This window comes from Ectopseudomonas composti (assembly GCF_001567565.1).
Taxonomy (GTDB): Bacteria; Pseudomonadota; Gammaproteobacteria; order Pseudomonadales; family Pseudomonadaceae; genus Aquipseudomonas; species Aquipseudomonas composti_A.
In genome coordinates, this window is record NZ_LSSW01000032.1 from 65,273 (window position 1) to 89,645 (window position 24,373).

Genomic DNA, 24,373 nt, shown 5'->3' on the forward strand with positions numbered 1-24,373 from the left:
TTCTGGGGGCCTATAGCTCAGTTGGTTAGAGCAGAGGACTCATAATCCTTTGGTCCACGGTTCGAGTCCGTGTGGGCCCACCACCTTCAAAGCCGCGCATTGCGCGGCTTTTGTGTTTTTGTGCTGAGACAAATTCACCGCTACAGCCCACCAACTTCACTCCTGCCGCCCACAGAGCGTCCACGCGCCCCATGGGCTATCAAAAGCTCCGGGGATGCCAGATCTGTCCCCGCGCAATATGGGGATGATTAGACAGTGAGCCGAATAGCCCGCATTATCGGCTCACTCAATGAGCCGAATAGGCTCGCTAATCGGCTCACAGACGCCCCCACCTTATGAATGACCCGCTCTGGATCTGGCAGCAGCCCAACTGGCCGCACTTCAGTTGGCAAGCCGAAACGCTTGCACCGCTGCTGCGCGCTTGCGGTCAGGCTCAGGGGCGCTTGTTGGGTATGCTCGGCGCGGTGGGCAGCGACACCGAAGTGCAGAGCAGCCTGGATGCCATGCTGCAGAACATCGTCACCTCTTCAGCCATCGAGGGTGAGCAGCTGAATGTCGGTTCGGTGCGTTCATCGCTGGCGCGGCGCTTGGGGCTGAACGAAGAAGGCCGCACCACCTCGCGCTCCGAAGGCCTGGCCGAGCTACTGCTCGATGCCACCCAGGCGCATCAAGAGCCGCTGAACGAACAGCGACTCTTTACCTGGCACCGTTGGCTATTCCCCACCGATGAGCAACTGCTGGCTCGGCCATTACACATCGGCAAACTGCGCGGCGAAGAGCCCATACAGGTCGTTTCCAGTCGCATCGACCAACCGACCGTACATTTCGAGGCCCCTCCCCGCGCAGGGCTGGAAGTGCAGCTGAAGGACTTTCTCGCCTGGCTCGAGAACAGCCGCAGCGATGCCAGTCTCGATCCCTTTCTGCGCGCCGGCATCGCCCACTTCTGGTTCGTTACCCTGCACCCCTTCGATGACGGCAACGGTCGCCTCACCCGCGCCATCACCGATCTGGCATTGGCTCAGGGCGAGCAGCAAGCCATTCGCTTTTACGCGATGTCTGCGAGCATCCTCGACGACCGCGCCGGTTACTACCGCATCCTCGAAGCCAGTCAGAAAGGCGCGCTGGATATCACCAACTGGCTGCAGTGGTTTCTCAAAACATTGCTCAATAGCCTGGAACAGGCGCTCGCTCGCATTGACCGCGTACTGGGCAAGGCGCGCTTCTGGCAAGCACACCGCAGCCAAACCCTATCGGCGGAGCAAGTCAAAGTGCTTAACCGCCTGCTCGATGACGGCGAAAGGGGTTTCGAAAACGGTACCAGCGCAGCCCAGTACCAAGCCGTGGCCAAGGTATCCAAAGCCACCGCAACCCGCCACCTGAACGACCTGCTGGAAAAGGGCTGCATCGAGCGGCTGCCCGGTGGCGGGCGCAGTACCCGTTACCAGATAGCACGCTGAACATCTGAGCCGGCCGAATTCGCCTTTGGTGCGTCATCGCGCCATAGGACAATGGTCGCGATCCCCTTGAGTCATTGAAATCAATTAGCCATTATCCGAAGCAGTGCCTGGCAACTGGATTTCGGCACATCTGCTCGCCCAGCCATCAAGCAGCTCTGCTCAAGGAAGAAAATGGATTACAGCCCGATAGTCGCCCAGGTCTGGGGCATGCTGGCCTGGTTTATCCCGGCAGCCCTGCTGATAGGCCTGCTCAAATCGCCTTGGGCCAAGGGGCAGATCGGTGAACTGCTGGTGCGGCTGTTCGCCCATTGGCAGCTGGACAAGCAAACCTACCGCCGCCTGCACAACGTCACCCTGAACACGCCGGACGGCACCACGCAGATCGACCACGTATTTCTCTCGCCCTACGGCATCTTCGTACTGGAAACGAAGAACATGAGCGGCTGGATCTTCGGCAGCGAGAAGCAGGCGCAGTGGACGCAGAAACTCTACAAACGCAGCTTCAAATTCCAGAACCCGCTACGTCAGAACTACAAACACCTCAAAGCCCTGGAAGCCACCCTTGGCGTTAACCCCGAGCACCTGCACTCGGTCATCACCTTTGTCGGCGGCAGCACCTTCAAAACCGAGGTGCCGGCCAACGTGACTCAGGGCATCGGCTTTATCCGCTATATCCAGTCATTCCAGCAGCCGGTATTCAGCGAGGCTGAAGTCGACGCCATGCTGCACACCCTGCAAACCGGCCGCCGCGCGCCAACCCTCGCCACCCATCGCGAGCATGTGCAAAACCTCAAGCGCCGGAGTGACCCGACAGCTGAGCGACAGTGCCCGAAATGTGGCAGTGCGCTGCTGATCCGCACCGTGAAATCAGGTGCGAAAGCGGGACAGCAGTTTTGGGGCTGTTCGGCGTTTCCCAAGTGCCGGACTATGCAGGGGCTTTGAAATGCATGTGAGAACAGGAAATCGTGGTCTGCTCCCTATTGTCGTTGTAGAAATTTATAAATTAATCCACCCATCTGTAAGGATATTAAATGCACCTAACTCCCTCTGACCCTGATATCGCCACGTTGTACCGGAAGATAAAAAATAGCCGCTTAGACTTGCAGCCAAATTTTCAGAGGGGGGAGGTATGGGGCAAAAATAAAAAGCAACGACTAATAGATACAATCTTACGAGGCTGGCATATCCCGCCGATCCACGTGATTGAAATCCCTGGCAGTAGTCGCCAAGAGGTATTGGACGGGCAGCAACGCTTAGCGGCAATCAGAGACTTTTTGGAAGATGAATTTTGCATTAATGGGGAGCAGGATCCATATGATACCTTTATAGATTCTCTTGATGGCCTGTATTGGAGTGAGCTTCCTGAGGAAATCACCTCCAAAATAGAGAATTTCACAGTTCGCGTTTTGACCATATCAGACTACAAGCCTCAAGAGCCTGGAGAGCTATTTTATCGATTAAATCAGCCAACCAACCTGACCTCAGCCGAGCAAAGAAATGCATACTTTGGTGAGGCTCGCCAGCAAATAAAAGACTTAGCCGAGTACATGGTTGAGCTAGGGTTTCGCAGAGAGGTATTGGGCTTTTCTAATTCAAGAATGGCCTATGATGATGTGCTGGCAAAATTCTTGTTAACCCTTGAAGAGGGCACACTTCTTAAAAAGATCACAGCAAACACAGTTACAACCAGGTATCGTAGCGCCACCGGCTTTGACAGTGAACTTATACGTTCAGCAAAGAACTGCCTTCGCACACTTAGCGAAGCATTATCTAAAAAAGAAGCTAGATTAAACAAGGCAACAATTAGTTCATGGCTTGTCTTTATACATCAGGCAGCCGATAAGTTTTATGACACTGAATTCATTCCTGATTTCTTTTTTTCTACTTTTGAATCTTTGCGAGAAAGCTCTACGGATTCTGATGAGATTAAGGACTTACCCAAGGGTATCACCAGCTCATTTTTATCTAAGCTGATGTATATCTATCAGGATCGTGCGAGTTCACGTGTTGCTGATACCTCGTCGGTAGTTCTGCGCGACATGATTCAGTGGGGCGTGCTTGTGCTGTATAGCCCTAATATAATTGATGCGGACGAAAAGCTTAAAAAGCTTTATTCCAGGCTTCACTACTTCAGCTCCAACCATGAGAGATTCAGCGAGCAAACCTTGTTAGAAATATCCAGGGATCTATCTTGGGGGGCAGGGATATGATGAACTTGCGGCAAGCTAGGCGAGAGGATTATTGGCGCAAACTGTTTAACAGAACATACCCTTTCATGATAGAAAGAATTTTATTTCAGGGAGGCGTTCTTTTTGATGGAATGGAGGTATCCTTAAAGCCTGGCATAAATGTTTTTGTTGGGCGTAACGGCATAGGGAAAAGCAATTTAATACGCTCGGTATACAATCTATTTTTTTGCGAACAAAGTAATCAAAGTCAGTTTTTAACACCTTTGGTTGAATCGAATGGAATTACTGCCAGACTGGCAACCAAGGATGACCCCATTGAATGCAGCGACGTGTCTGGCTTCATGTTTGACCCATGTTATCTTATCCCAGACATACAGCTTCTTTTCAACTCTCAGGAGAACTTAGAGGAGCTATTGGAGCAGTTCAGCCCCCAACCTATAGTTGGTGATGACTTGCAACTCCTTAACTATCTAACCAATAGCTCGTATGAGTCCGTAAACATTAGAAGTATTGAGGACGAATTTCAGGACTATGCCTATCTGCCATTTTTTGAAGTTTCTATAGGCGGGCGGAGTTATGATAGTCGCGGAATGGGTTTAGGTGAGCTTTCATTATTTTACTTTTTTTGGTTAATGACGCGAATCTCGCAGCTGGATGGGGCTCGAATAGTTTTCATTGAAGAGCCTGAAAGTTTTTTACCTCCCTCTATTCAATTGAGGTTAGTAGACGTGCTCGCTCTTTATGGCGCGAGCATCGGCTTACCAATAGTGCTCAGCACCCATTCAGAACATATTTTAAAGAGAGTAGAACGTTCTCATGTACATATTCTACGAAAGGAGCACGCTGGAGTAAGATGCGCTACTGCATCAGACGAGCTTGAACCGCTGAGACTACTAGGCTTGAGTTCTCCGAAGGTAGGCGTTTTAATGTATGAGGACTATGCAGCGGGATGCTTCATTAAAGCACTTCTGAAAAAATCAACTAAATATGTGGCTGACGGATTTTATTTTTACTGCTGCAACTCTAATGGGCAGATTCTAAATCGTTTAAAAAATTTTCATGACTCAAATTTAGCCCTGAAATTTATTGGGATTTTTGATGGTGACTGTAGGCACTCTATGGCTCGAGACCTAAGAGATATAAGTCATTTTGCTTTTCTACCAAGCGAAACCCCTCCTGAAAGCCTCCTAATAGATATGATCTCAAGAATGGAAGTATCTGAGATTTCAAATATTCTCTCATGCACTGACATCAAAGCCCATGACGCCCTAGATCGTACCGCGGGGGCAGATATTCATGACTTTTTACCAGAATTTGCAAGAGCAATCGAGATGGATACTGGCTCTTTACTGCCAAGATTATGTGATACTTGGGTTCTGAAAAATGAAGAGTTATCACAGACTTTTTTAAGCGATTTTGAACAGCTTATGAGCTAATAGTAGCTTAGATCACCATCTTTCAAGCCGCGCAACGCGCGGCTTTTATGTTGTTTACTCCGCGGCCTAGCTGCTTATCGTTGCCACCTATGAACCTTTGCCCTTCTGGCACAGCCCGCTTTTAGAACCGTCACGAAATCAGGGTCAGATTTATTTTCCTCTGTGGCAGCACATCGCCTTGGGTGTACCAATAGCCCTAGCTCTTACCCTTTGTCCTTATTACCACTATTGCCAACCAACTCCTCCTCAAAGCGCTGCACAAAGCTACTCAAGCTAATGCCGAGCACCTGACAAATATCCCGTAGTTGGATCAGATCCAGCCGGCGGACCCCGCGTTCTACGTCGCTGACAAAGGACTGTGGGCGGTCAAGAGAGGAATCAGAGGAATCAGTGCGGCAGAGGAATCAGGGACAGACCACGATTCCCCTGCGGAATACAACTCCAGGCTACGCTTCGCAGGCCTATGCCGTGCACGAGCGGCATAAAGAACAGCCTGCTCGTCACGCCAAAACAGGACGCACGAGGCCACCGCCTCCGCCCCCTGCCATGTAAACGCCACATTTTTCCTTGAACCTTTGCCCCTATTAGCCAGTCGGCTTTTAGAACCGTCGCGCTACGCGGCGCCAGCAAAGGATGCGTGTTATGCGAGACCGCACCAGCAGGATCGCCGTTTCACCGCCGCACCTCGAACCGCTATGGCAGCGCTATCAGCGGGTACGCACCGCCAGTGAGCGGCTTTGCCAGCCGCTGGAGGCTGAGGATTACGTAATCCAGAGCATGCCGGACGTCAGCCCGCCGAAATGGCATCTGGCGCATGTCACCTGGTTCTTCGAGGCCTTCGTGCTGCAGCCCTTTCTGCCGGGCTATCGCCCGCTGGATGAGCGCTACGACCATCTGTTCAATTCCTACTACAAGACCCACGGCACGCCCTTCGAGCGGGCGCAGCGCGGGTTGTTGTCGCGGCCGACGGTGCGTGAGGTGTACGCCTATCGCCGCCATATCGATCTGGCCATGGCGCAGTTGCTCGACCAGCGCGATGTTGAGCTGGCCGACGAGGTGTTGCAACGTATCGAGCTAGGGCTAGAGCACGAGCAGCAGCATCAGGAGCTGCTGCTGATGGATATCAAGCACATCCTGGCGCAGAACCCATTGCGACCGGTTTACCGCCACGACCTCAAGCCGGGCGGCGCGGCCGCAAGCGAACTGCGCTGGATCGAGTTTCCCGCCGGGTTGCGCCAGGTCGGCCATGCCGGCGAGGGCTTTGCCTTCGATTGCGAGCGGCCGCGCCATCGGGTGTTCGTCGAGGCCTTTCAGTTGGCCAGCCGACCGGTGAGCAACGGCGAATATCTTGAGTTCATCCGCGATGGCGGTTATCGCAGCACGGCGCTGTGGCTGGCCGACGGTTGGGATCATATCCAGCGTGCCGGCTGGCAGGCGCCGCTGTACTGGCTGCGCGAGGGCGATGACTGGCTGGAGCTGACCCTGGGCGGCCCGCGCGAGCTGGATCTCGATGCGCCGGTTTGCCACCTGAGCTACTTCGAGGCCGAGGCCTTCGCCACCTGGGCGCAGGCGCGCTTGCCACGTGAGGAAGAGTGGGAAGTCGCCGCGCAGGACGAACCGCTGCGGGGCAACTTCGTCGAGAACGATCATCTGCAACCGGTGGCTGCCGGTGCGGGCGATGGCTTGCAGCAGCTGTATGGCGATGTCTGGGAATGGACCGCCAGCGCCTATCGGCCCTACCCCGGCTTTCGCCCGCTGGGCGGCAGCCTGGGCGAGTACAACGGCAAGTTCATGTCCGGGCAGATGGTGTTGCGCGGCGGTTGCTGCGCCACGCCGACAGACCACGTTCGCCCCACCTATCGCAACTTCTTCTACCCCACCATGCGCTGGCAGTTCTCCGGCCTGCGCCTGGCCAAGGAGCTCTGAGCATGGCATTGGCAATCCGTACCCACGAACAAATCCTCAGCCCAGAACAGGACGCCCTGCGCGAGGAAGCGTTGCGCGGCTTCGCGGCCAGTCCGAAGGCGATGTCGCCGAAGTTCTTTTACGATCATCGCGGCTCGCAGCTGTTCGAGATGATCTGCCTGCAGCCGGAGTACTACCCGACGCGCACCGAGGAAACCATCCTGCGCCTGGCCGCGCAGGATATCGCCGAGCTGGCCGGGCGCAACGCCAGCCTGGTGGAGCTGGGCAGCGGTGCCAGCCGCAAGATTCGCCTGTTGCTCGAAGCCCTGCGCCCGGCGCGTTACCTGGGCATCGATATCTCCCGCGAGTTCCTGCATAGCTGTACCCGCCGTCTGGCCGCCGACTATCGCTGGCTCGATGTGCACGCGCTGTGCGCCGATTTCAGCCAGCCCCTGAAGCTACCTGCTGAGGCGCTGGGGCAACGTCCGCTAGCGTTCTTCCCCGGCTCCAGCATCGGCAACTTCGACCCGAGCGAGGCGCGCGCCTTTCTGCGCAACCTGCATCAGGCGTTGCCGGCAGGTAGCGGTCTGCTGATCGGTGTGGATCTGGTCAAGGACCGTCAGGTACTGGAGCGCGCCTACAACGATCAGGCTGGGGTCACCGCGCTGTTCAACCTCAACCTGCTCGAGCGCATCCGCAACGAGCTGCACAGTGATATCGACCCTCGCCGTTTTCAGCACCGGGCCTTCTACAATGAAGCCGAGTCGCGCATTGAAATGCATCTGGTAAGCCGGCAGGCGCAGCGAGTGCGCATCGAGGATCGCGTGTTCGACTTCGCCGCTGGCGAAACCCTGCACACGGAGAACTCCTACAAGTACACGCCCAGTGGCTTTCGTGAGTTGGCCGGGGCGTGCGGCTTCACCTCGGTCGCCATGTGGCGCGACCCGGCGCAGTTGTTCAGCGTGCATTTTTTGCGGCGGGAGTGAAGGAACTTCGCCAGGGAGAAATGGCGAGCCGTCGCCAGGGGTGGGATAAGCAAATTGCTGCGTGATTTTCTGCCCTCTCCCCCAGCCCCCACCCTGTGCCCCAGCCCTTCGCAGAGCTCAGGTCGCGACAGCGGGCGGAGCGGTGCTTCGCTGTTTCCGCTGTAGCCCCATGAATGGGAGAGGGGAGAAAAGCGCGTTCAACATTAGTAGGCGAGCAAGCTCGGGACAGGCCTCAGCGTTTGGCGATGATGTACACGGCGTGGACGATACCGGGGATGTAGCCGAGCAGGGTGAGCAGGATGTTCAGCCAGAACGCGCCGCCGAAACCGACCTGGAGAAATACGCCCAGCGGTGGCAGCAGGATGGCGATGAGGATACGAATAAGATCCATGCGGTACTCCTCTACATTCCATAAGTGGTACATGAACAGACTGCGGCTACCGCTTTGCAGTTCATTCCGGGTGACGAAGCCGGCGGCAATACTGAGAACCAGACGCTGGCGCCACCGCAGATATGACCTTAGTCTGGCGACACGATGGAAATATCCAGCATGTCTGAACAATCACGACAAGAACGCATCATCGTCGCCGACGATCATCCGGTTTTCCGCGACGGTCTGTGTCGTATCGCCCAGCGCGTCTTCCCCCAGGCGTGCATCCTCGAAGCCGGAGACATGGATGAGGTGCTGAGCCTGGCGCATGCTGGCCCGGCGCCGAACCTGTTCATGCTCGACCTGCTGTTCCCCGGTCAATCGCCGCAGGCCATCAGCGCATTGCGCCAAGGCTTTGCGCGCAGCTCGATCGTGATCGTGTCGATGGTCGACAACCGCGAGCTGATCGATGAGGTGATGGCCGCAGGTGCCGACGGTTTCATCGGCAAGGCGACGCCGCCGGATGAAATCGCCGATGCGTTGCTGGCCGTAAGCGCCGGGGAGTTCATCCTGACCCTGGGCCCATCCGGCGTACCGGCCCTGGTCGCGGACCGCCATCTGCTCGAGCAGTTGACGCCACGCCAGCAGGAGGTACTGCGGCTGGTGGTACGCGGCCTGTCGAACAAGGAAATCGCCCGTGAACTGGCGATCTCGCCCTTTACCGTGCGCATCCATGTGTCGTCGCTGCTGCGCACGCTCGACGTCAGCAGCCGCGCCGCAGCCGCCGCCAAGGGCGCCAAGGCCGGGCTGGTGTAAGCATCACGCAGTCTTGAGCTTGAGCTTCAAGGCCACCAGCAGCGAACGCAGCTCGGCGGGCTGCACCGGTTTCGACAGGATCGGAATATCGCTGTCACCCACCTGCTCCTGCACACGACGCACGTCGTGCCCGGTCATGATGATCGCCGGCACCTTGCGCCCACTGCTGCGCCGCACGTGCTGGATGCAGTCGGCCCCCGACGCTTCGGTGCCGAGGTCGAAGTCGGTCACCACCAGATCGAACTGCGCAGAGGTATCGGGCAGCGTGCTGAAGGTGGCGACTTCGCAGCCCCATTTCTGCAGCAAGGTGGCGGTGGCCAGCAGCACGTTCTGATCGTCCTCGATCAGGCACACGCGCAAGCCATCGAGCATGCGTGGCGCCTGCAGGCTGCTGCCCTTTGCCGAGGACAGCACGCTCGGCGCCTCGACGCGTTGCAGGCCGTCGATCACCGCCCGCGTACCGCGTGCCTCCACGGAGCGAATGCTCACGCGCATGTCCATCAGCGCACCCAGGCGTCTGACGATGGCCAGGCCCAGGCCCATTCCCTCGACGTCGCTGTCTCGATCCTGCCGCACGCGATAGAACTCCTCGAAGACGCTGTCGAGATGGCCGGCGGCGATGCCGCGTCCCTTGTCGTAGACCTCGATGGCGACGCCTGTCCCGCGACGCCGACAGGCGATCAGCAGCGGTTTACCCGGCGCGTATTTCAGGGCATTGGACAGCAGGTTCTGCAGCATGGTGGTGAGTAGCACCGGGTCGGCATGCACGTGCAGCGGCGGGCAATGCAGGCGGATTTCCACTCCGGCCCAGCGCGCCGCCTCGGCATTCTGCTGGATGAGTTGCTGCAGCAGGCCGCGCAGTTCCAGCGGCTCCAGTTGCGGCACCACCTTACCGCTGTCGAGCGAGTACATGTCGAGAATCGTGCGGAACAAACGCGCGACGCTGTGCAGTGATTTGTCGATGTTCTCCACCAGGCGCCGCTGCTCGGTATCCAGGCTGCTGTCGCGCAGGCAGGCGGTGAACAGGCTGATGGAATGAATGGGTTGTCGCAGGTCATGACTGGCCTGGGCGAGAAACTGCGACTTGGCGCGGTTGGCAGCCTGCTCGGCCTCAGCCGCCTGGCGCGAGCGCTTGAGCAGCGCGTGCATGTAGGCCGGTGCCATCAGAGTGGTGAGCAACAACGTGACGATCAGATAGGGCTGGGACTGCCAGTACGCCGACAGGCTGGCGGCCACGGTCAGCGACAGCAATGCCATCACGGTGGCCAACAACAGGTAGCCTGAGCCGTAGCGCAAGCCATAGCCGATGGTGACCCAGAGCAGAATCGCATAGACCGGCAGCATGGCCGCGCCACCGTGTGCCATGGCTACCGTTATACCGGCGTAGTCGGTAAGCATGGTGATCAGACGCCGCCCACGATAGCTGCCTGGACGTCGCCGGATATCGAACCAGATCAGTGCGGCGGCGACGCTGAAAACGCCTTCGAGAACGAAGATCTTCCATACCAGCGCCGGATTGATCAGCGAAAGATGGTAGAGGATCACGATGTAGCAGGCCGCGACCGACATGAAGACCAGGCGCACCCCAGCCTGAGCGCGTTCGGTGTCGTAAGCGGCGGTGGCGTTCGCGGACATGCCGTTTCCCTGCTGATCACAGCTCGTGTGGTGTGCCGGCACCTTAGGCCGGAGCCCCCGAACGGCGCAAGGCACGGATGGGCAGGCAAAGAGGCACTAGTACACCCGTACTATTTAAGCCTGCATCAGCCCTTCCTAGAATCCGGGCAACCCCTCGGCATTGGGCTGGGGCACGGTCTTGGAAGGGAGTGTCTGATGAACATCAAAGGAACCCTCGGAGTCATTGCGAGCGCCACGCTGCTGGTCTCTCTGAGCGGATGCCTGGCGCAGAACACGCAAACCCAGGGTCTGCAGAACGCCCAGCTGGCCAACGATCCCTGCGCACCGAGCGCGACCAGCGACCTTATCGCCACCGGACGTAGCCTGCTGCAGATGGCCAATACCGTGCTGGAAACGCAGCAGAGCTTCAATGGCAACAGCGCGACCTATGCCAAGCGTATGGAGGTCGCGCAAAACGCGCAGAAGGTCAACCAGAGCCAGAATGTACTGAACAACATAGAGAGCCTGGCGGGTGCCGGTCAGCAGCCATGCGTGCCAGCCGCACCTGCCAGCGCAGCACGCTGATAAGCAGCACTCAAAGCCGCACGTCGAACTTGTCCAGCAGCAGCTCGGTCGGCATATCGGCGCTGACCAGTTGATTGCGGCCGCGCTGCTTGCCGCTGTACAGGCGGCGGTCGGCGGCGCGATAGAGCTCGGCGGCGCTGCGACCGTCTCGCGGCCAGGCGGCCAGGCCAAAGGTGGCGGACAGTTCGATCTGCTCGCCGTCGTAGTCCAGCGGTTGCTCGGCGATCTGCCGGCGCAGCTTCTCCACCAGCGGGTCGGCGCCGGTGCTGTCGGTATGGCGCAGCAGCAGGCCGAACTCCTCCCCACCCAGGCGCCCGAGAAAATCGGTAACGCGCAGGCGCTGCTGCAGGGTCTGGCAGATGTGCTGCAAGGCCATGTCGCCAGCCTCGTGCCCCCACTGGTCGTTGACCTGTTTGAAGTGGTCGACGTCGAGCAGCACCAGTACCAGATGCCCATTGCTGCGCTCAGCCTCCTGGATGGCGCGCTGCAGCGCATGCTGAAAACTGCCACGGCTGGCGGCGCCGGTCAGCGAGTCGGTCTGCGCCTGGCGCTCCAGCTCCTCGTAGGCCTGCATGCGCAAGCCGTCGTAGATATGCACGAACACCAGGATCAGCACGCCACACAGGGCCGCGTTGCCGATATCGATCAGGCCGTGGGTGTCGAGGTTCACGCGGTTGTCGGCGAAGTACAGCAAAAGCCCCGCGAGCATGAAGGGAGCGGTGAGCAGGAAGGCACGCTGCTTGCCCAGCAGCAGGTAGGCCAGCAGCGGAATCATGTACAGCCAGACGAAAGCTCCCGATGAGGCATCCGGCATGACGATGATGTAGAGGATGAAGCAGAAGGTCGGGATCAGGTACAGGTAGATCCACAGGTACAGACGTCGAGCACGCTCGATGCGCCAGGCGCCGAACAGCAGCAAGGCGGTGCACAGCACCTCGATGATGGCGAACGGATAGTTGCCGGCCAGCGCCTGCAGGATGGAGAAGCCGCCCAGGGTCAGGCCGGTGGCGAGCAGGATGGTACGCATCAGCGCACGCTTGCCGGACTCACGCAGCCCTTCGCAGTGCCCTGCTACATCCCTGTGATCGTTATAGTCGCCATCGCCCATTTTATTGCCCAGTACCGCCGCCCTCGATACGCCCAGCAGGCCATTGAAAACCACTCACGCTGTTTCAACGACCTGCGCCCCCCGCAGCGCACCATCAGGCAACTATAGACGTCGTTGCCCGTTTTACACCGCGTAACCCAGAACGCGCGGCAGCCACAGGGCGATTTCCGGGAAGATCGCCACCAGCAGCAGGGCGCTGGACATCACCACGACGAACAGCGCGGCCCAGCCAACGGTCTGTTCCAGGCGGATCTTGGCGACTTCCGCCGTGACCATCAGGTTGATCGCCACCGGTGGGGTGAACTGGCCGATGGCGATATTCATCGCCAGCAGGATGCCGAACCACACCGGGTTCCAGCCGAAGTGCTGCATCACCGGAATCAGGATCGGCATCAGGATCAGGTAGATGGAGATGGCATCGAGCAGCATGCCGGCCAGCAGCACGGCGAGCATCACCAGCGCCAGCAGCACCCAGCCGTTGTCCGACAGCGAGATCAGCCATTCGGCCAGATGGCGGAAGGTGCCGAGCATGGTGCCGGCCCAGGCGAAGATGCCGGCCAGGGCGATGATCAGCATCACCACACCGGAGATCACGCCCGCCTCGCCACACAGGCGCCAGAGGCTGCGCCAGTCCAGCTCACGGGTGACGAACAGGCCGACCAGCACGCCATAGGTCACCCCGACCACGGCCGCTTCGGTCGGCGTGAACAGGCCGCTGCGCAGGCCGCCGAGGATCAGCACCGGGGCGAACAACGCTGGCAGCGCCTGCTTGAAGCTTGCGCCGATAGCCGGGCGCTCGCCCTCTTCCGGGCTCTCCCAACCATAGCGACGCGACAGCAGCCAGGCTGGTAGCAACAGCACCAGGCCGGCGAGGATGCCGGGGAACAGGCCGGCGGCGAACAACGCGCGCAGGTCCACGCCCGGCACCACGATGGAGTAGAGAATCAGCGCAATCGACGGCGGAATCAGGATCGCGGTCGAGGCGGATGCCGCGATCAGCGTGGCCGAGAACGGCTTGGGGTAACCGGCCTTGGTCATGCTCGGCAGCATCACCATGGCCACGGCGGCGGCGTCGGCCGGGCCGGAACCGCTCATGCCGCCCATGATCAGGCACACCAGCACCGCGACCAGGGCCAGGCCGCCATGCCGTGGGCCGATCAGCGCCTGGGCGAAGCGTACCAATCTGAGCGCCACGCCGGCTTTCTCGAACACCAGGCCGGTGAGGATGAACAGCGGAATGGCGATCAGCGGGTACTTGGCCACGCCGTTGTAGGTGTTGGTGCCGAGGGTGGCGAGCATGTCCGGCGACAGGCCGGCGATGATTCCGATGGCCCCGGACAGGCCGAGGGCGAACGCCACCGGCACACCGAGCGCCAGCAGCACGACGAAACTGAGGATCAGCCAAAGATCAGGGCTCATCGCTGATCCTCCCGCGCAGGCGATCGACGGTCATCTGGGTCAGGCGCACGAACACCAGCAGCGCCAGGACCGGCAGCCAGATCACGTACCACCAGTTGGGCAGACCGAGGCCGGGCGACTCGGAATCCCACTGGAACTCCTCCCAGGCGAACTGCCCGCCGTACCAGCACACCAGCCCCAGTACCAGCACGCCGGCCAGCCACTGCAGCAGGATCAGCGGCGTGCGCAGGCGCGGGAACAGGCGCTCGAGCAGGCCGATACGGATATGCCGGTTGCTGCGCATGGCCACCGAAGCACCGGCGAAGGTGAGGATGACCAGCAGGAACACCGAGATTTCCTCGGTGAAGGCGAAAGATGCATCGGTGAAATAACGCACCACCACGTTGGCCAGGCTGATCAGGCTGATGATCACCAGGGCCAGGGTGGCGAGCACGCGCTCCAGCGGCGCGTCGACTTGCTTGCTCATAAGAACCTCGAATGACCGGAACAATGCGCTCATGCGGTGGCGCCCCCCCGCCCTCTCCCCCGGCCCCTCTCCCGCAAGCGGGAGAGGGGAGCAGAGCAGGCTGGGAGAGTTTCCGGTCAGATAAAACGAATCAGGGCTGGGCCACGGCCTTGCGCGCGGCTTCCATCAGCGCGTCGCCGATGCGCGGTGCCCATTTCTCCTGCACGCTGGCGGTAGCCTCGACGAACGCGGCGCGCTCGGCGTCGGTCAGTTCGATCACTTCCACGCCGCGCTCACGCACGTCGGCCAGGCGTTGGGCCTGAGCGCCACGCGACAGCTCGATCTCCCACTTGCCGGCGTCGATGGCGGCCTGGCGCAGCAGTTCGCGATCTTCCTCGGGCAGGGATTTCCACACGCGCTGGTTGACGGCGAACACCAGTGGGTCGGCCATGTAGTCCCACAGGGTCAGGTACTTCTGGCCCACCTGGTCGACACGTGCCACGTCGAACACCGACAGCGGGTTTTCCTGGCCGTCCACCGCGCCGGTGGTCAGTGCCGGCTTGGCGTCGGCCCAGCTCATTTGCGTCGGGTTGGCGCCGAGGGTGGTGAAGGTGTCCTGGAACAGCGGCGAGCCGACCACGCGGATCTTCAGGCCTGCCAGGTCGGCCGGGCTGCGCACCGGCTTGGCCGAGTTGGACAGCTGACGGAAACCGTTCTCGCCCCAGGCCAGCGGCACGATGCCGCGCTGCTCGATGGCGGCGAAAGCCAGCTTGCCGGCTTCACCTTGGGTGATGGCGTCGAGGTCGGCATCGTTTTTCATCAGGAACGGCAGGGAGAACAGGTTGAGTTCCGGCACCTGCGGCGACCAGTTGATGGTCGAGCCCACGGCCATGTCGATCAGGCCCGAGCGCATCGCGGAGAACTCCTTGGTCTGGTCGCCGGCGACCAGCTGCGCGTTGGGGTAAACGCGCAGGGTGATGCGCCCTTCAGAGCGCTCGTTGACCAGATCGGCCCACTTCTGTGCGGCCTGGCCCCAGGGGAAAGCGTCGGAAAGTACGGTGGAAACGGAGTATTCACGCGCCTGCGCGGTGGCGCACAGGGCGGTCAGCGCAGCGCCAGCGGCGAGCGCGGAAAAGAGTCGCTTGAGTTTCATCGGGGCGTCCTTGTGTGGATCTTGGAGTTGTCGTTGTGGCACCGACACAGCGGTGCGGATCCAGCGGCGGGCGGTTGGCTCGCCTGGCACGCCAGGTCGGCATGCAAAAGGGACACGGCAGGTGTCACAGCTGCCGGGCAGGCCTTGTGGGCGATCGGCAGATGCCGGCGGGTTACGCGCAGCCGCCCAACTATTCCAGAAGCGCGCGGCGATTGCCATTGTCCGATGACTGTTGACGTTGCCCGCCTGGAACGGCGCTGCCCATAATCACCGGCACCTCACTTCCGGACATTCGCCCATGGCCATCTCCCGCGACGACCTCGACCAGCACGGCCTGATCATCGGCGTCTCGCCCGAGCGCTTTCGTGCGGTGGCCATGCCGCTGCTGTTCGATCACCTGAACGCGCAGTGCGAGGGCACCATCGCGGTCAACCGCCAGGCGCGCATCGTCTGGATCAACGACAAGTACGCACAGAAGGTCGGCATCGCCGATGCGCGCACCGCGCTGGGCAAGGAGATCGAGGAGGTGCTGCCAGCCAGCCGCCTGCGCGAGGTGGTGGAAAGCGGCCAGCCGAGCATGCTCGACCTGATGGCCTTCGGCAGCGAACACTTCGTGGTCACCCGGATTCCGCTGCGCGACGAGGACGGCACCCTGGTCGGCGCGCTGGGTTTCGTTTTGTTCGACCGCGCCCGCCATCTCAAACCGCTGATGGCCAAGTACAACAACCTGCAGAGCCAGTTGCTCGCCACCCAGCACGAGCTGGCCAAGGCGCGGCGGGCGCGCTACACCATTGCCGGGTTCATTGGCGCCAGTGCTGCGGCCAGTGAGGTCAAGCGCCAGGCCCGCCGTGCTGCGCAACTGGACGCCACGGTGCTGATCCGTGGTGAGACCGGCACCGGCAAGGAGCTGCTGGCCCAGGGCATCCACAACCTGTCGCCACGGGCCAACGGGCCATTCGTCGCGGTCAACGTCGCGGCGATTCCGGAAACCCTGGTCGAGGCTGAGCTGTTCGGCACCGCACCGGGCGCCTTTACCGGCGCCGAGCGCAAGGGGCGTATCGGCAAGTTCGAGGTGGCCAACGGCGGCACGCTGTTTCTCGACGAAATCGGCGATCTGCCGCTGCCGTTGCAGGCCAAGCTGCTGCGCGTGCTGCAGGAGCAGGAGGTGGAGCCGCTTGGCTCCAACCAGGTCAAACCGCTCAATGTGCGGGTAATCGCGGCGACGCATATCGACCTGGAAGCCAAGGTGGCCGCCGGGCAGTTCCGCGATGATCTGTACTACCGTCTCAACGTGCTGGCCCTGCGCGTACCGCCGCTGCGCGAGCGGGCCAGCGATATTCCGGCGCTGATCGAACACCTGCTCGATGACCTGGCCAACCGCTCCGGCCTGGCGCCGCTGGAGCTGAGCGACGACGCCCTGGCCCTGCTCTGCGCGCAGCCGTGGAAGGGCAACGTGCGTGAGCTGCGTAACCTGCTGGAGCGGGCACAATTGGCGGTCGATGGGCGGCTGGATGGTGAGGCCTTGCGTGGCTTGCTGGTCGACCCGGTCGCGCCGAGTGAGCCGTCGCCCGTTGCTCCGGTGATGACGAGTACGACGCAGACATTGGCCGAACAGCTGGCGCAGGCCGAGCGCCAGGCGCTGCAGGCGGCATTGGTGGCAACGGGCGGCAATCGACAGTTGGCCGCCGAACGCCTGGGCATTTCCCGCGCCGGGTTCTACGCCAAGCTGGCGCAGCATGGGCTGGGGCGACGGGGCTGAGCATCGTCGCAGGAGCCTAGTTGCTGGCGATGCTCCATCCGCAACGTTTCCCCCACAACAGTCGCGGCTAAAGCCCCTCCCACAAAAAGCGTGGTGGGCCGCAATCACGTAGCCCGGATGAAATCCGGGGAGCAGGCACCCACAAAAGCCCCCGGATTGCATCCGGGCTACGGGACTGGTCGTAGGAGCGGCTTCAGCCGCGATTGTCACCGAGCCGGAAATCGCTTCGCGGCTGAAGCCGCTCCTACAAATACCGTTGTCGGCTACGTGTCCATATTTCTGGAATTCCCTCCAAATAAAATCCAAAAAAATGGAATAAATCCAGAAAACTGGACACTTATCTACGTCCGGTCTACCTACCCCGCACTCGGCACGAAAGCCTGAAATCCCCTGCCCACAAGCCTTCCAGCCCCATCGACCAAGGTCTTACCCCACCCTGGCACGACTCTGGCTCTATATCCGGCAAAGGTGCGCTGCCGTATCCGCGCCTTTCCGATAAAACGGCCTCGAGCCGCTAGAACAACAACAAAAGGAATCACCCATGGGTACCCTCGGTATTCTGCTGTCCCTCGCCTTGTTGATGTACCTCGCCTATCGCGGCATCAACGTCCTGATCCTCGCCCCGCTGCTGGCCCTGCTGGCGTTGCTGTTCGCCGGTGACATCGGCCTGCTGCTGCCCACCTACACCCAGGTGTTCATGAAGGCCATGGGCGGCTACGTGATCCAGTTCTTCCCGCTGTTCCTGCTCGGCGCGCTGTTCGGCAAGCTGATGGACGATTCGGGATCAGCCCGCGCCATCGCCCACGGCATAGTCGCGAAAGTCGGCAGCGAGCGCGCCATCCTGGCCATCGTGCTGGCCTGCGGCATCCTCACTTACGGCGGCGTGTCGCTGTTCGTGGTGGCCTTTGCCGTGTATCCGATCGGCGCCGCGCTGTTCCGTGAAGCGGGCATTCCCAAGCGCCTGATCCCCGGCGCCATCGCCCTCGGCTCGTTCACCTTCACCATGACCGCCTTGCCCGGCACCCCGGCGATCCAGAACGCCATCCCCAACCCCTTCTTCGGCACCGACGCCTTCGCCGCGCCAGGCCTGGGGGTGATCGCCGGGCTGATCATGTTCGGCCTCGGCACCTGGTGGCTCACTGCGCAGTCGCGCAAGCTGATGGCCGCAGGTGAAGGCTATGGCGAGCACCGTGACGATCCGGTCGTCGAAGAGCGCCGCGACATTCCCGGTTTCTGGCTGGCACTGCTGCCGATCTTCGTGGTGATCGCGCTGAACTTCCTGATGGCCAAGCAGATTCTGCCGACGATGGATACCAGCTACCTGGCCAAGCCGGAATACGGCGGCCTGCAGGATGCCAAGTCGCTGATCGGCATCTGGTCGATCATCGTCGCCCTCGGCGCCGCCATCGTGCTGCTGATCGCCCTACACTGGAAACGCTGGATGGACCTGAAGAAGAGCGTCAACGACGGCGCCTTCGGCTCCATGCTGCCGATCCTCAACACCGCTGCCGAAGTGGGCTACGGCACCGTGATCGCCTCGCTGGCTGGCTTCGTCGTCATCCGTGATCTGGTGCTGGGCGTGTCCAGCAACCCGCTGATTTCCGAAGCGGTGGCAGTGAATATTCTCGCCGGTATCACCGGCTCGGCCTCCGGCGGCATGTCCATCGCGCTGAAGACCCTCGGCGAGCAATACCTGACCCTGGCCAACGCCGCCGGCATCAGCCCCGAGCTGCTGCACCGCGTCGCCGCCATGGCCTCGGGCTGCATGGATACCCTGCCGCACAACGGCGCGGTGATCTCGCTGCTGGCGATCTGCAAGCTCACCCACCGTGAGTCGTACAAGTTCATCTTCATCAACACCGTGGCTTTCCCGATGGTGGCGCTGGCGGTAGTGATTACCCTCGGCACCCTGTTTGGAAGCTTCTGATGACCGCTGCAGGAGCGGTCGTGGCTGAAGCGAAACGCCGCCCGGCCGCTCCTACAGTCCTCTGCCATTCACGAGTACCCGCAATGAGCAAGATCATGACCGCCCCCGACGCCGTGGCGCGCATTCCGGACGACGCCAACCTGGCCACCGGTGGCTTCGTCGGCATCGGTTTCGCCGAGCAGATCGCCATCGCCCTGGAGCAGCGTTTCGTCGCTGAGCAGGCGCCACAGGGCCTGACCCTGGTGTATGCCGCTGGCCAGGGCGACGGCAAGGGCCGTGGCCTCAACCACCTGGCCCATGAAGGCCTGGTGCGCCGGGTGATCGGCGGCCACTGGGGCCTGGTGCCGGGGCTGCAGAAGCTGGCGGTGGACAATCGCATCGAGGCCTACAACCTGCCGCAGGGGGTGATCTCCCAGCTGTTTCGCGATATCGCCGCCGGCAAGCCGGGGCAGCTGTCGCGTGTCGGCCTGGGCACCTACGTCGACCCGCGTCATGGCGGCGGCAAGCTCAATGCGCGTACCACCAGCGATCTGGTGCGGCTGATGCCCATCGATGGCGAAGACTATCTGTTCTACCCGAGCTTCCCGATCCACGTCGGCATCGTCCGCGCCACCAGCAGTGATCCCGACGGCAACCTCAGCTTCGAGCGCGAGGCGCTGACCATCGAGAGCCTGGCCATCGCCATGGCTGCACGCAACAGCGGCGGGCTGGTGATCGCCCAGGTCGAGCGCATCGTCGAGCGCGGCTCGCTGAATGCGCGCCAGGTGAAGATCCCCGGCATTCTGGTCGACTGCGTGGTGGTGGCCGAACCGGGCAATCACCAACAGACCTTCGCCACCGCCTACAACCCGGCCTTCGCCGCCGAGACCCGGGTGGAGATGGACAGCCTGGCGCCGATGCCGCTGGACGTGCGCAAGCTGATCGCCCGCCGCGCCGCGCTGGAGCTCAAGGCCGGCGCGGTGGTCAATCTTGGTATCGGCATGCCCGAGGGCGTCGCCGCAGTGGCTGCCGAAGAAGGCGTGATCGAGCGCCTGACCCTGACCGCCGAACCCGGCGTGATCGGCGGCGTGCCGGCCTCGGGCCTGGACTTTGGCGCGGCGAGCAACCACAGCGCCTTGCTCGACCAGCCTTATCAGTTCGATTTCTACGATGGCGGCGGCCTGGACATCGCCTTTCTCGGCCTGGCCCAGGCCGATGCGGCGGGCAACCTAAATGTGTCCAAGTTCGGCAGTCGCCTTGCGGGGGCTGGCGGTTTTATCAACATCAGCCAGAACGCCAAGCAGGTGGTGTTCGTCGGCACGTTCAGTGCGGGCGCGCAGGATATCCGCATCGAAAACGGTCAGCTACTCATCGTTCAGGACGGCGACGTGCGCAAGTTCGTCGCCGAGGTGGAGCACCGCACCTTCGCCGGGCGCCTGGCCGCCGAACGCGGCCAGCCGGTGCTCTACGTCACCGAGCGTTGCGTGCTGCGTCTGACCCGTGAAGGCCTGGAACTGATCGAAGTGGCGCCGGGCGTGGACATCGAGCGCGACATTCTCGCGCGCATGGACTTCGCCCCCATCGTGCGCGAGCCGAAACTGATGGACGCGCGGCTGTTCAGGCCCGAGGCCATCGGCCTGGCGCACTGCCTGGGCTGACACCAGGACAACTTTGAGCGTGAACTTACGGGCCCGATCGGCCCGTTTTTTTTGCTCCGCCGCTGTGACGCAAGACAGTCAGCGGGCTCGACCAGACGCATCCAGCGCCCTGATGGCGCCCAAGACCAGCACCTGCTGAAAAATCCGAGGTCTATAGTGGTGGTTCCTTCCTCACCACAGCCTCTGGAGTAAACATGAGCAAGACCTACAACGTCGCCGTACTGGTCGGTAGCCTGCGCAAAGCCTCCATCAACCGCAAACTGGCCCTGGCGCTGGCTGATCTGGCACCCGCCTCGCTTAACCTGGAAATCATCGAGATCGGCGACCTGCCGCTGTACAACGAAGACGCCGACGGCGACAGCGCCCCGGCCTCCTACGCGCCGTTTCGCAGCAAGCTCAAGGCCGCCGACGCGGTGCTGTTCGTCACCCCGGAATACAATCGCTCGATTCCCGGCGCGATGAAGAACGCCATCGATGTCGGCTCGCGCCCCTATGGCCAGAGCGGTTTCAGCGGCAAGCCCGGCGCCGTGCTCAGTGCCTCGCCAGGCGCCATCGGCGGCTTCGGCGCCAACCACCACCTGCGCCAGTGCCTGGTGTTCCTCGACGTGCATGTGCTGCAGCAGCCGGAAGGTTATCTTGGCGGCGCCGGCAACTTCTTCGACGACAACGGTGCGCTCAGCGACAGCATCAAACCCTTCCTGCAGAAATTCATCGACGCTTACGCCGCCTGGGTCAGCAAGCATGTCGGCTGAACCCGCATAAACAACGCCCCGCCGTTGACCGGCCGGGGCGTCGCGACAGACTCGAAAAGGGTGCTCAGGTCATATGGGCGTGAGCACCTGAAAGATAATCGAGCAGACGCAACAGGGGGCGTTGGCCGGAGCGGCATGCGGCGCGCCGTCGCGAATGCAGGGTCCAGGCAGGCGATGATCGATCTGCTGCGCACGGCGCTCGATGGCGCCTGGGACACGCCCTGAGCCGAGTGCGCGTTGCCGATATGCCCTGATCCATGTCCTGAATGGCACTCGCCACTAGACCGACCGGTCTACATAATCCTGGCCATGACCAAGACCACACGCGACAAACTGATCGACGCCATGATCGATGCCCTGCAGCGCAAAGGCCTGCATGGCGTCGGCCTGAGCGAACTGCTGGCCGCCGCCGAGACGCCCAAGGGCAGCCTCTATCATCACTTCCCGAACGGCAAGACCGAGCTGGCGGTAGCCGCTATCGAACGCGTCGGCCAGCGCGCCGGGCAGGCGTTCGCCACGCTCTTCGAGTGTCAGGCCGATCCACTCGATGCGCTGACCACCTGGCTGCACGGCGCTCTCGGGCAGTTGCAGGACAGCGCCTTCGAACGCGGCTGCCCGCTGGCCGCCGTCGCCCTGGAAAGCGGCCCGGAAGATCATGAAATTCGTGCAGCCCTGGCCAATGCCTTCGTCACCATCCGCCAGGCGCTGCAGCAGCAGTTACAGCGCCACGGCTATCCACAGCCGGAGGGGCTGGCCGCGTTGTTCGTCGCGCTCTACGAAGGGGGTTTGCTGCAAGCACGCGTCGCCGGCAGCAGCGAGCCACTGAAACAGGCCGTCACCACCCTGCTCCATCTGACCCGCCAGCAGCACACGGAGTCCACGCCAGCATGAATGCGCCAATCCGCAGTGAAACACTGCCCCTGCTCGCCCTCGACGACTACCCACTGGCCGCCACGCGCTACCACGCCGAGCAGCCCCGAGCGCAGTTGCTGATCGCCGGAGCCACCGGGGTGCCGCAAGGCTTCTACCGCCGCTTTGCCGAATACGCCGCCGGCCGCGGCTTCAACACCCTGACCTTGGACTATCGCGGCATCGGTCAGTCCAGGCCGGCCAGCCTGCGCGGCTTCGAGATGGAGTACCTGGACTGGGCTCACCTCGACCTGGCTGCTGCCGTGGATCAGCACCGGCATGCCGAGCGCCCGCTGTTCATGGTTGGCCACTCCTTCGGCGGTCACGCCTTCGGTCTGCTGCCCAATCACAATCAGGTCGCCGGCTTCTACACCTTCGGCACCGGCGCCGGCTGGCATGGCTGGATGCCCAAGAGCGAGCAGTTGCGCGTGCTGGCCATGTGGCGGGTGATCGGCCCGTTGATGACGCGCTACAAGGGCTATCTGGCCTGGAGCAAGCTGGGCATGGGGGAGGATCTGCCGCTGGGCGTCTACCGCCAGTGGAAACGCTGGTGCCGCTTCCCCCGCTACTTTTTCGACGACCCGCAGATGCCGGGGCTGGCCGAGCGCTTCGCCCAGGTGAACACGCCGATGGTGGCGCTCAACAGCCTGGACGACCTGTGGGCGCCACCCGCCTCACGCGATGCCTTCATGGCCGCTTACGGCAACGCGCCCTACCAGGCGCGCACGCTCGACTCACAAGCTGAGGGCCTGGGCGACATTGGTCATATGGGGTATTTCCGCCCTGCGGCGCAGCGCCTGTGGGACGAGACTTTGGATTGGTTCGAGCTGCGCATGGCCGAGCGAGTGGCGGCCTGAAGATTTTCAAGCGCAGAAAAAAGAAAACCCCGCGATTGCGGGGCCTTGCAGACTGTTTGTCCTGACATCCTTGATCTGCTCACCATCCTGGCGGCTGTCCAGCGTGTCCTTGTTCGTCTAGGCGCTTCCTGCGCTGAATCCATGCTGTGCAGAGTACGCTCGTACCTGATCGGCCAACAGTGGCGATAATCGGGACATCATGTAAGCCATGGCTTACACGGCGCCATCCGCTGCCTGCAGCCCCACTTTGCCCTGGCTATCTCAAGTTGGGAGGCGTCAGGTGGCTGTGTTTTTTGTGACGTACGTCTTGCTAGACTCCAGCTTGTCCTACAAAAACAACAGACCCCGACAACGGCGGTCACTGGGGCTAGAGTATGCGCGCAGTTACCCTGCTTCTCGGTTGCCTGGCAACCTGCATCAGCACCGTCTCCCTGGCCGGCGGTCAGACTCAGCTAGGCGACCCCAAGCAGGCCATCGAGCAGGCGTTCTGGAAAGACCTGTACGGCAATGGCGGCACCACGCTCTATTGCGGCCAGAGCTTCGAACGCGAGAGCGGGGCTCTGACCGCCAGCCCAATCTACAGCAGCAAGCAGCTCAAGAGCGCGATGCGCTGCATCACCGACCGCCAGTGCACCATCATGAACCCGCGCTATCCGTTCATAGTCGCCGACCTGCACAACCACTATCCGGCCCTGAGCCGCGTCGAGCTGGTCAGGCGCAATGCGCAGTTCGGCGAGTTGGCCGATGAGCTGCCGAGCAAGTTCGCCGATATCGGCTGCGACATGAGAACCAGCTTCCAGCTGGTGGAGCCGCGTGACGAAGCCAAGGGCAACATCGCCCGCGCGATCTTCTACATGCATGTCGAATACGGCTTGCCCATCGTCGGCCTGGTGCCGATGTACAAGGCCTGGCACCGCCTGGACCCGCCGGACGACGAAGAGCGCGCACGCAACGACAGGATCGAAACGTTGCAGGACACCCGCAATCGCTTTATCGATGATCCGTCGCTGGTGGATCAGTTGATCAGCGATTAGAGCCCTGGGGCGCGC

General features: G+C 61.5%; 21 protein-coding genes and 1 tRNA gene. 16 read left to right on the forward strand and 6 right to left on the reverse strand.

The window, feature by feature from the left end; all coding sequences use genetic code 11:
* Positions 1-6: 6 nt before the first annotated feature.
* From PCLY_RS22980 to egtD, 7 genes are all read left to right on the forward strand, one after another.
* Positions 7-83: transfer RNA gene (locus PCLY_RS22980), tRNA-Ile, on the forward strand.
* A 252-nt stretch (positions 84-335) separates the two neighbouring features.
* Positions 336-1,457 carry a Fic family protein gene (locus PCLY_RS22985; RefSeq protein ID WP_061242672.1) on the forward strand — a complete coding sequence of 374 codons (1,122 nt, stop codon included), beginning with the start codon at positions 336-338 and terminating at the stop codon, positions 1,455-1,457.
* A 171-nt stretch (positions 1,458-1,628) separates the two neighbouring features.
* Entirely contained in the window at positions 1,629-2,399 is a 771-nt protein-coding gene (locus tag PCLY_RS22990; protein WP_061242674.1) for a nuclease-related domain-containing protein, read from the forward strand.
* 89 nt (positions 2,400-2,488) lie between these two features.
* The gene (locus tag PCLY_RS22995) at positions 2,489-3,667 is read left to right on the forward strand and encodes a GmrSD restriction endonuclease domain-containing protein (protein ID WP_061242676.1); all 1,179 of its coding nucleotides are present in this window, start codon (positions 2,489-2,491) and stop codon (positions 3,665-3,667) included.
* A gap of 65 nt (positions 3,668-3,732) precedes the next feature.
* Entirely contained in the window at positions 3,733-5,082 is a 1,350-nt protein-coding gene (locus PCLY_RS24930; protein WP_197432231.1) for an ATP-dependent nuclease, read from the forward strand.
* 642 nt (positions 5,083-5,724) lie between these two features.
* Positions 5,725-7,008: an ergothioneine biosynthesis protein EgtB gene (gene egtB / locus PCLY_RS23000; protein ID WP_061242678.1), complete on the forward strand. Its 1,284-nt coding sequence runs from the start codon at positions 5,725-5,727 to the stop codon at positions 7,006-7,008.
* Between the two features lie 2 nt (positions 7,009-7,010).
* Positions 7,011-7,973: an L-histidine N(alpha)-methyltransferase gene (gene egtD / locus PCLY_RS23005; RefSeq protein ID WP_061242679.1), complete on the forward strand. Its 963-nt coding sequence runs from the start codon at positions 7,011-7,013 to the stop codon at positions 7,971-7,973.
* Between the two features lie 232 nt (positions 7,974-8,205).
* Here egtD and PCLY_RS24690 read toward each other — a convergent pair whose 3' ends face one another.
* The gene (locus PCLY_RS24690; protein WP_003084988.1) at positions 8,206-8,364 is read right to left on the reverse strand and encodes a YqaE/Pmp3 family membrane protein; all 159 of its coding nucleotides are present in this window, start codon (positions 8,362-8,364) and stop codon (positions 8,206-8,208) included.
* Positions 8,365-8,523: 159 nt separating this feature from the next.
* On the opposite strand from PCLY_RS24690, the gene PCLY_RS23010 reads away from it, so the two are divergent.
* Positions 8,524-9,159 (forward strand): LuxR C-terminal-related transcriptional regulator, encoded by a 636-nt coding sequence (locus tag PCLY_RS23010; protein ID WP_061242681.1) that lies wholly within the window; start codon positions 8,524-8,526, stop codon positions 9,157-9,159.
* Positions 9,160-9,162: 3 nt separating this feature from the next.
* Here the strand turns inward: PCLY_RS23010 and PCLY_RS23015 are convergent, their stop codons facing one another.
* The gene (locus tag PCLY_RS23015) at positions 9,163-10,794 is read right to left on the reverse strand and encodes a hybrid sensor histidine kinase/response regulator (RefSeq protein WP_061242683.1); all 1,632 of its coding nucleotides are present in this window, start codon (positions 10,792-10,794) and stop codon (positions 9,163-9,165) included.
* Between the two features lie 195 nt (positions 10,795-10,989).
* Here PCLY_RS23015 and PCLY_RS23020 point away from each other — a divergent pair, with 195 nt between their 5' ends.
* Positions 10,990-11,358 carry a hypothetical protein gene (locus PCLY_RS23020; protein WP_061242685.1) on the forward strand — a complete coding sequence of 123 codons (369 nt, stop codon included), beginning with the start codon at positions 10,990-10,992 and terminating at the stop codon, positions 11,356-11,358.
* A 10-nt stretch (positions 11,359-11,368) separates the two neighbouring features.
* Here PCLY_RS23020 and PCLY_RS23025 read toward each other — a convergent pair whose 3' ends face one another.
* From PCLY_RS23025 to PCLY_RS23040, 4 genes are all read right to left on the reverse strand, one after another.
* Positions 11,369-12,466, reverse strand: a complete 1,098-nt coding sequence (locus PCLY_RS23025) for a GGDEF domain-containing protein (protein WP_061242687.1) — start codon at positions 12,464-12,466, stop codon at positions 11,369-11,371.
* A 123-nt stretch (positions 12,467-12,589) separates the two neighbouring features.
* On the reverse strand, positions 12,590-13,885 hold the full coding sequence (locus PCLY_RS23030; protein WP_061242689.1) for a TRAP transporter large permease: 1,296 nt from the start codon (positions 13,883-13,885) through the stop codon (positions 12,590-12,592).
* A complete protein-coding gene (locus PCLY_RS23035) occupies positions 13,875-14,351 on the reverse strand; it encodes a TRAP transporter small permease (RefSeq protein ID WP_021490336.1) in 477 nt (158 codons plus the stop codon). The genes PCLY_RS23030 and PCLY_RS23035 overlap by 11 nt, the downstream gene beginning before the upstream one ends.
* A gap of 130 nt (positions 14,352-14,481) precedes the next feature.
* Positions 14,482-15,483 (reverse strand): DctP family TRAP transporter solute-binding subunit, encoded by a 1,002-nt coding sequence (locus tag PCLY_RS23040; RefSeq protein WP_061242691.1) that lies wholly within the window; start codon positions 15,481-15,483, stop codon positions 14,482-14,484.
* 298 nt (positions 15,484-15,781) lie between these two features.
* On the opposite strand from PCLY_RS23040, the gene PCLY_RS23045 reads away from it, so the two are divergent.
* From PCLY_RS23045 to PCLY_RS23075, 7 genes are all read left to right on the forward strand, one after another.
* Positions 15,782-17,242, forward strand: coding sequence for a sigma-54 interaction domain-containing protein (locus tag PCLY_RS23045; RefSeq protein ID WP_061242693.1), 1,461 nt, complete (start codon positions 15,782-15,784; stop codon positions 17,240-17,242).
* Between the two features lie 541 nt (positions 17,243-17,783).
* Positions 17,784-19,169, forward strand: a complete 1,386-nt coding sequence (locus tag PCLY_RS23050) for a GntP family permease (RefSeq protein WP_061242695.1) — start codon at positions 17,784-17,786, stop codon at positions 19,167-19,169.
* An 83-nt stretch (positions 19,170-19,252) separates the two neighbouring features.
* The gene (locus PCLY_RS23055) at positions 19,253-20,806 is read left to right on the forward strand and encodes an acyl CoA:acetate/3-ketoacid CoA transferase (RefSeq protein ID WP_061242698.1); all 1,554 of its coding nucleotides are present in this window, start codon (positions 19,253-19,255) and stop codon (positions 20,804-20,806) included.
* 194 nt (positions 20,807-21,000) lie between these two features.
* Positions 21,001-21,558 (forward strand): NADPH-dependent FMN reductase, encoded by a 558-nt coding sequence (locus PCLY_RS23060; protein WP_061242700.1) that lies wholly within the window; start codon positions 21,001-21,003, stop codon positions 21,556-21,558.
* Positions 21,559-21,867: 309 nt separating this feature from the next.
* Complete coding sequence (locus tag PCLY_RS23065; RefSeq protein WP_061242703.1) at positions 21,868-22,449, forward strand: TetR/AcrR family transcriptional regulator; 582 nt, start codon at positions 21,868-21,870, stop codon at positions 22,447-22,449.
* On the forward strand, positions 22,446-23,324 hold the full coding sequence (locus PCLY_RS23070) for an alpha/beta hydrolase family protein (protein WP_061242704.1): 879 nt from the start codon (positions 22,446-22,448) through the stop codon (positions 23,322-23,324). The genes PCLY_RS23065 and PCLY_RS23070 overlap by 4 nt, the downstream gene beginning before the upstream one ends.
* Before the next feature lie 374 nt (positions 23,325-23,698).
* Positions 23,699-24,358 (forward strand): endonuclease, encoded by a 660-nt coding sequence (locus PCLY_RS23075; RefSeq protein WP_061242706.1) that lies wholly within the window; start codon positions 23,699-23,701, stop codon positions 24,356-24,358.
* The last annotated feature ends 15 nt before the right edge of the window (positions 24,359-24,373 follow it).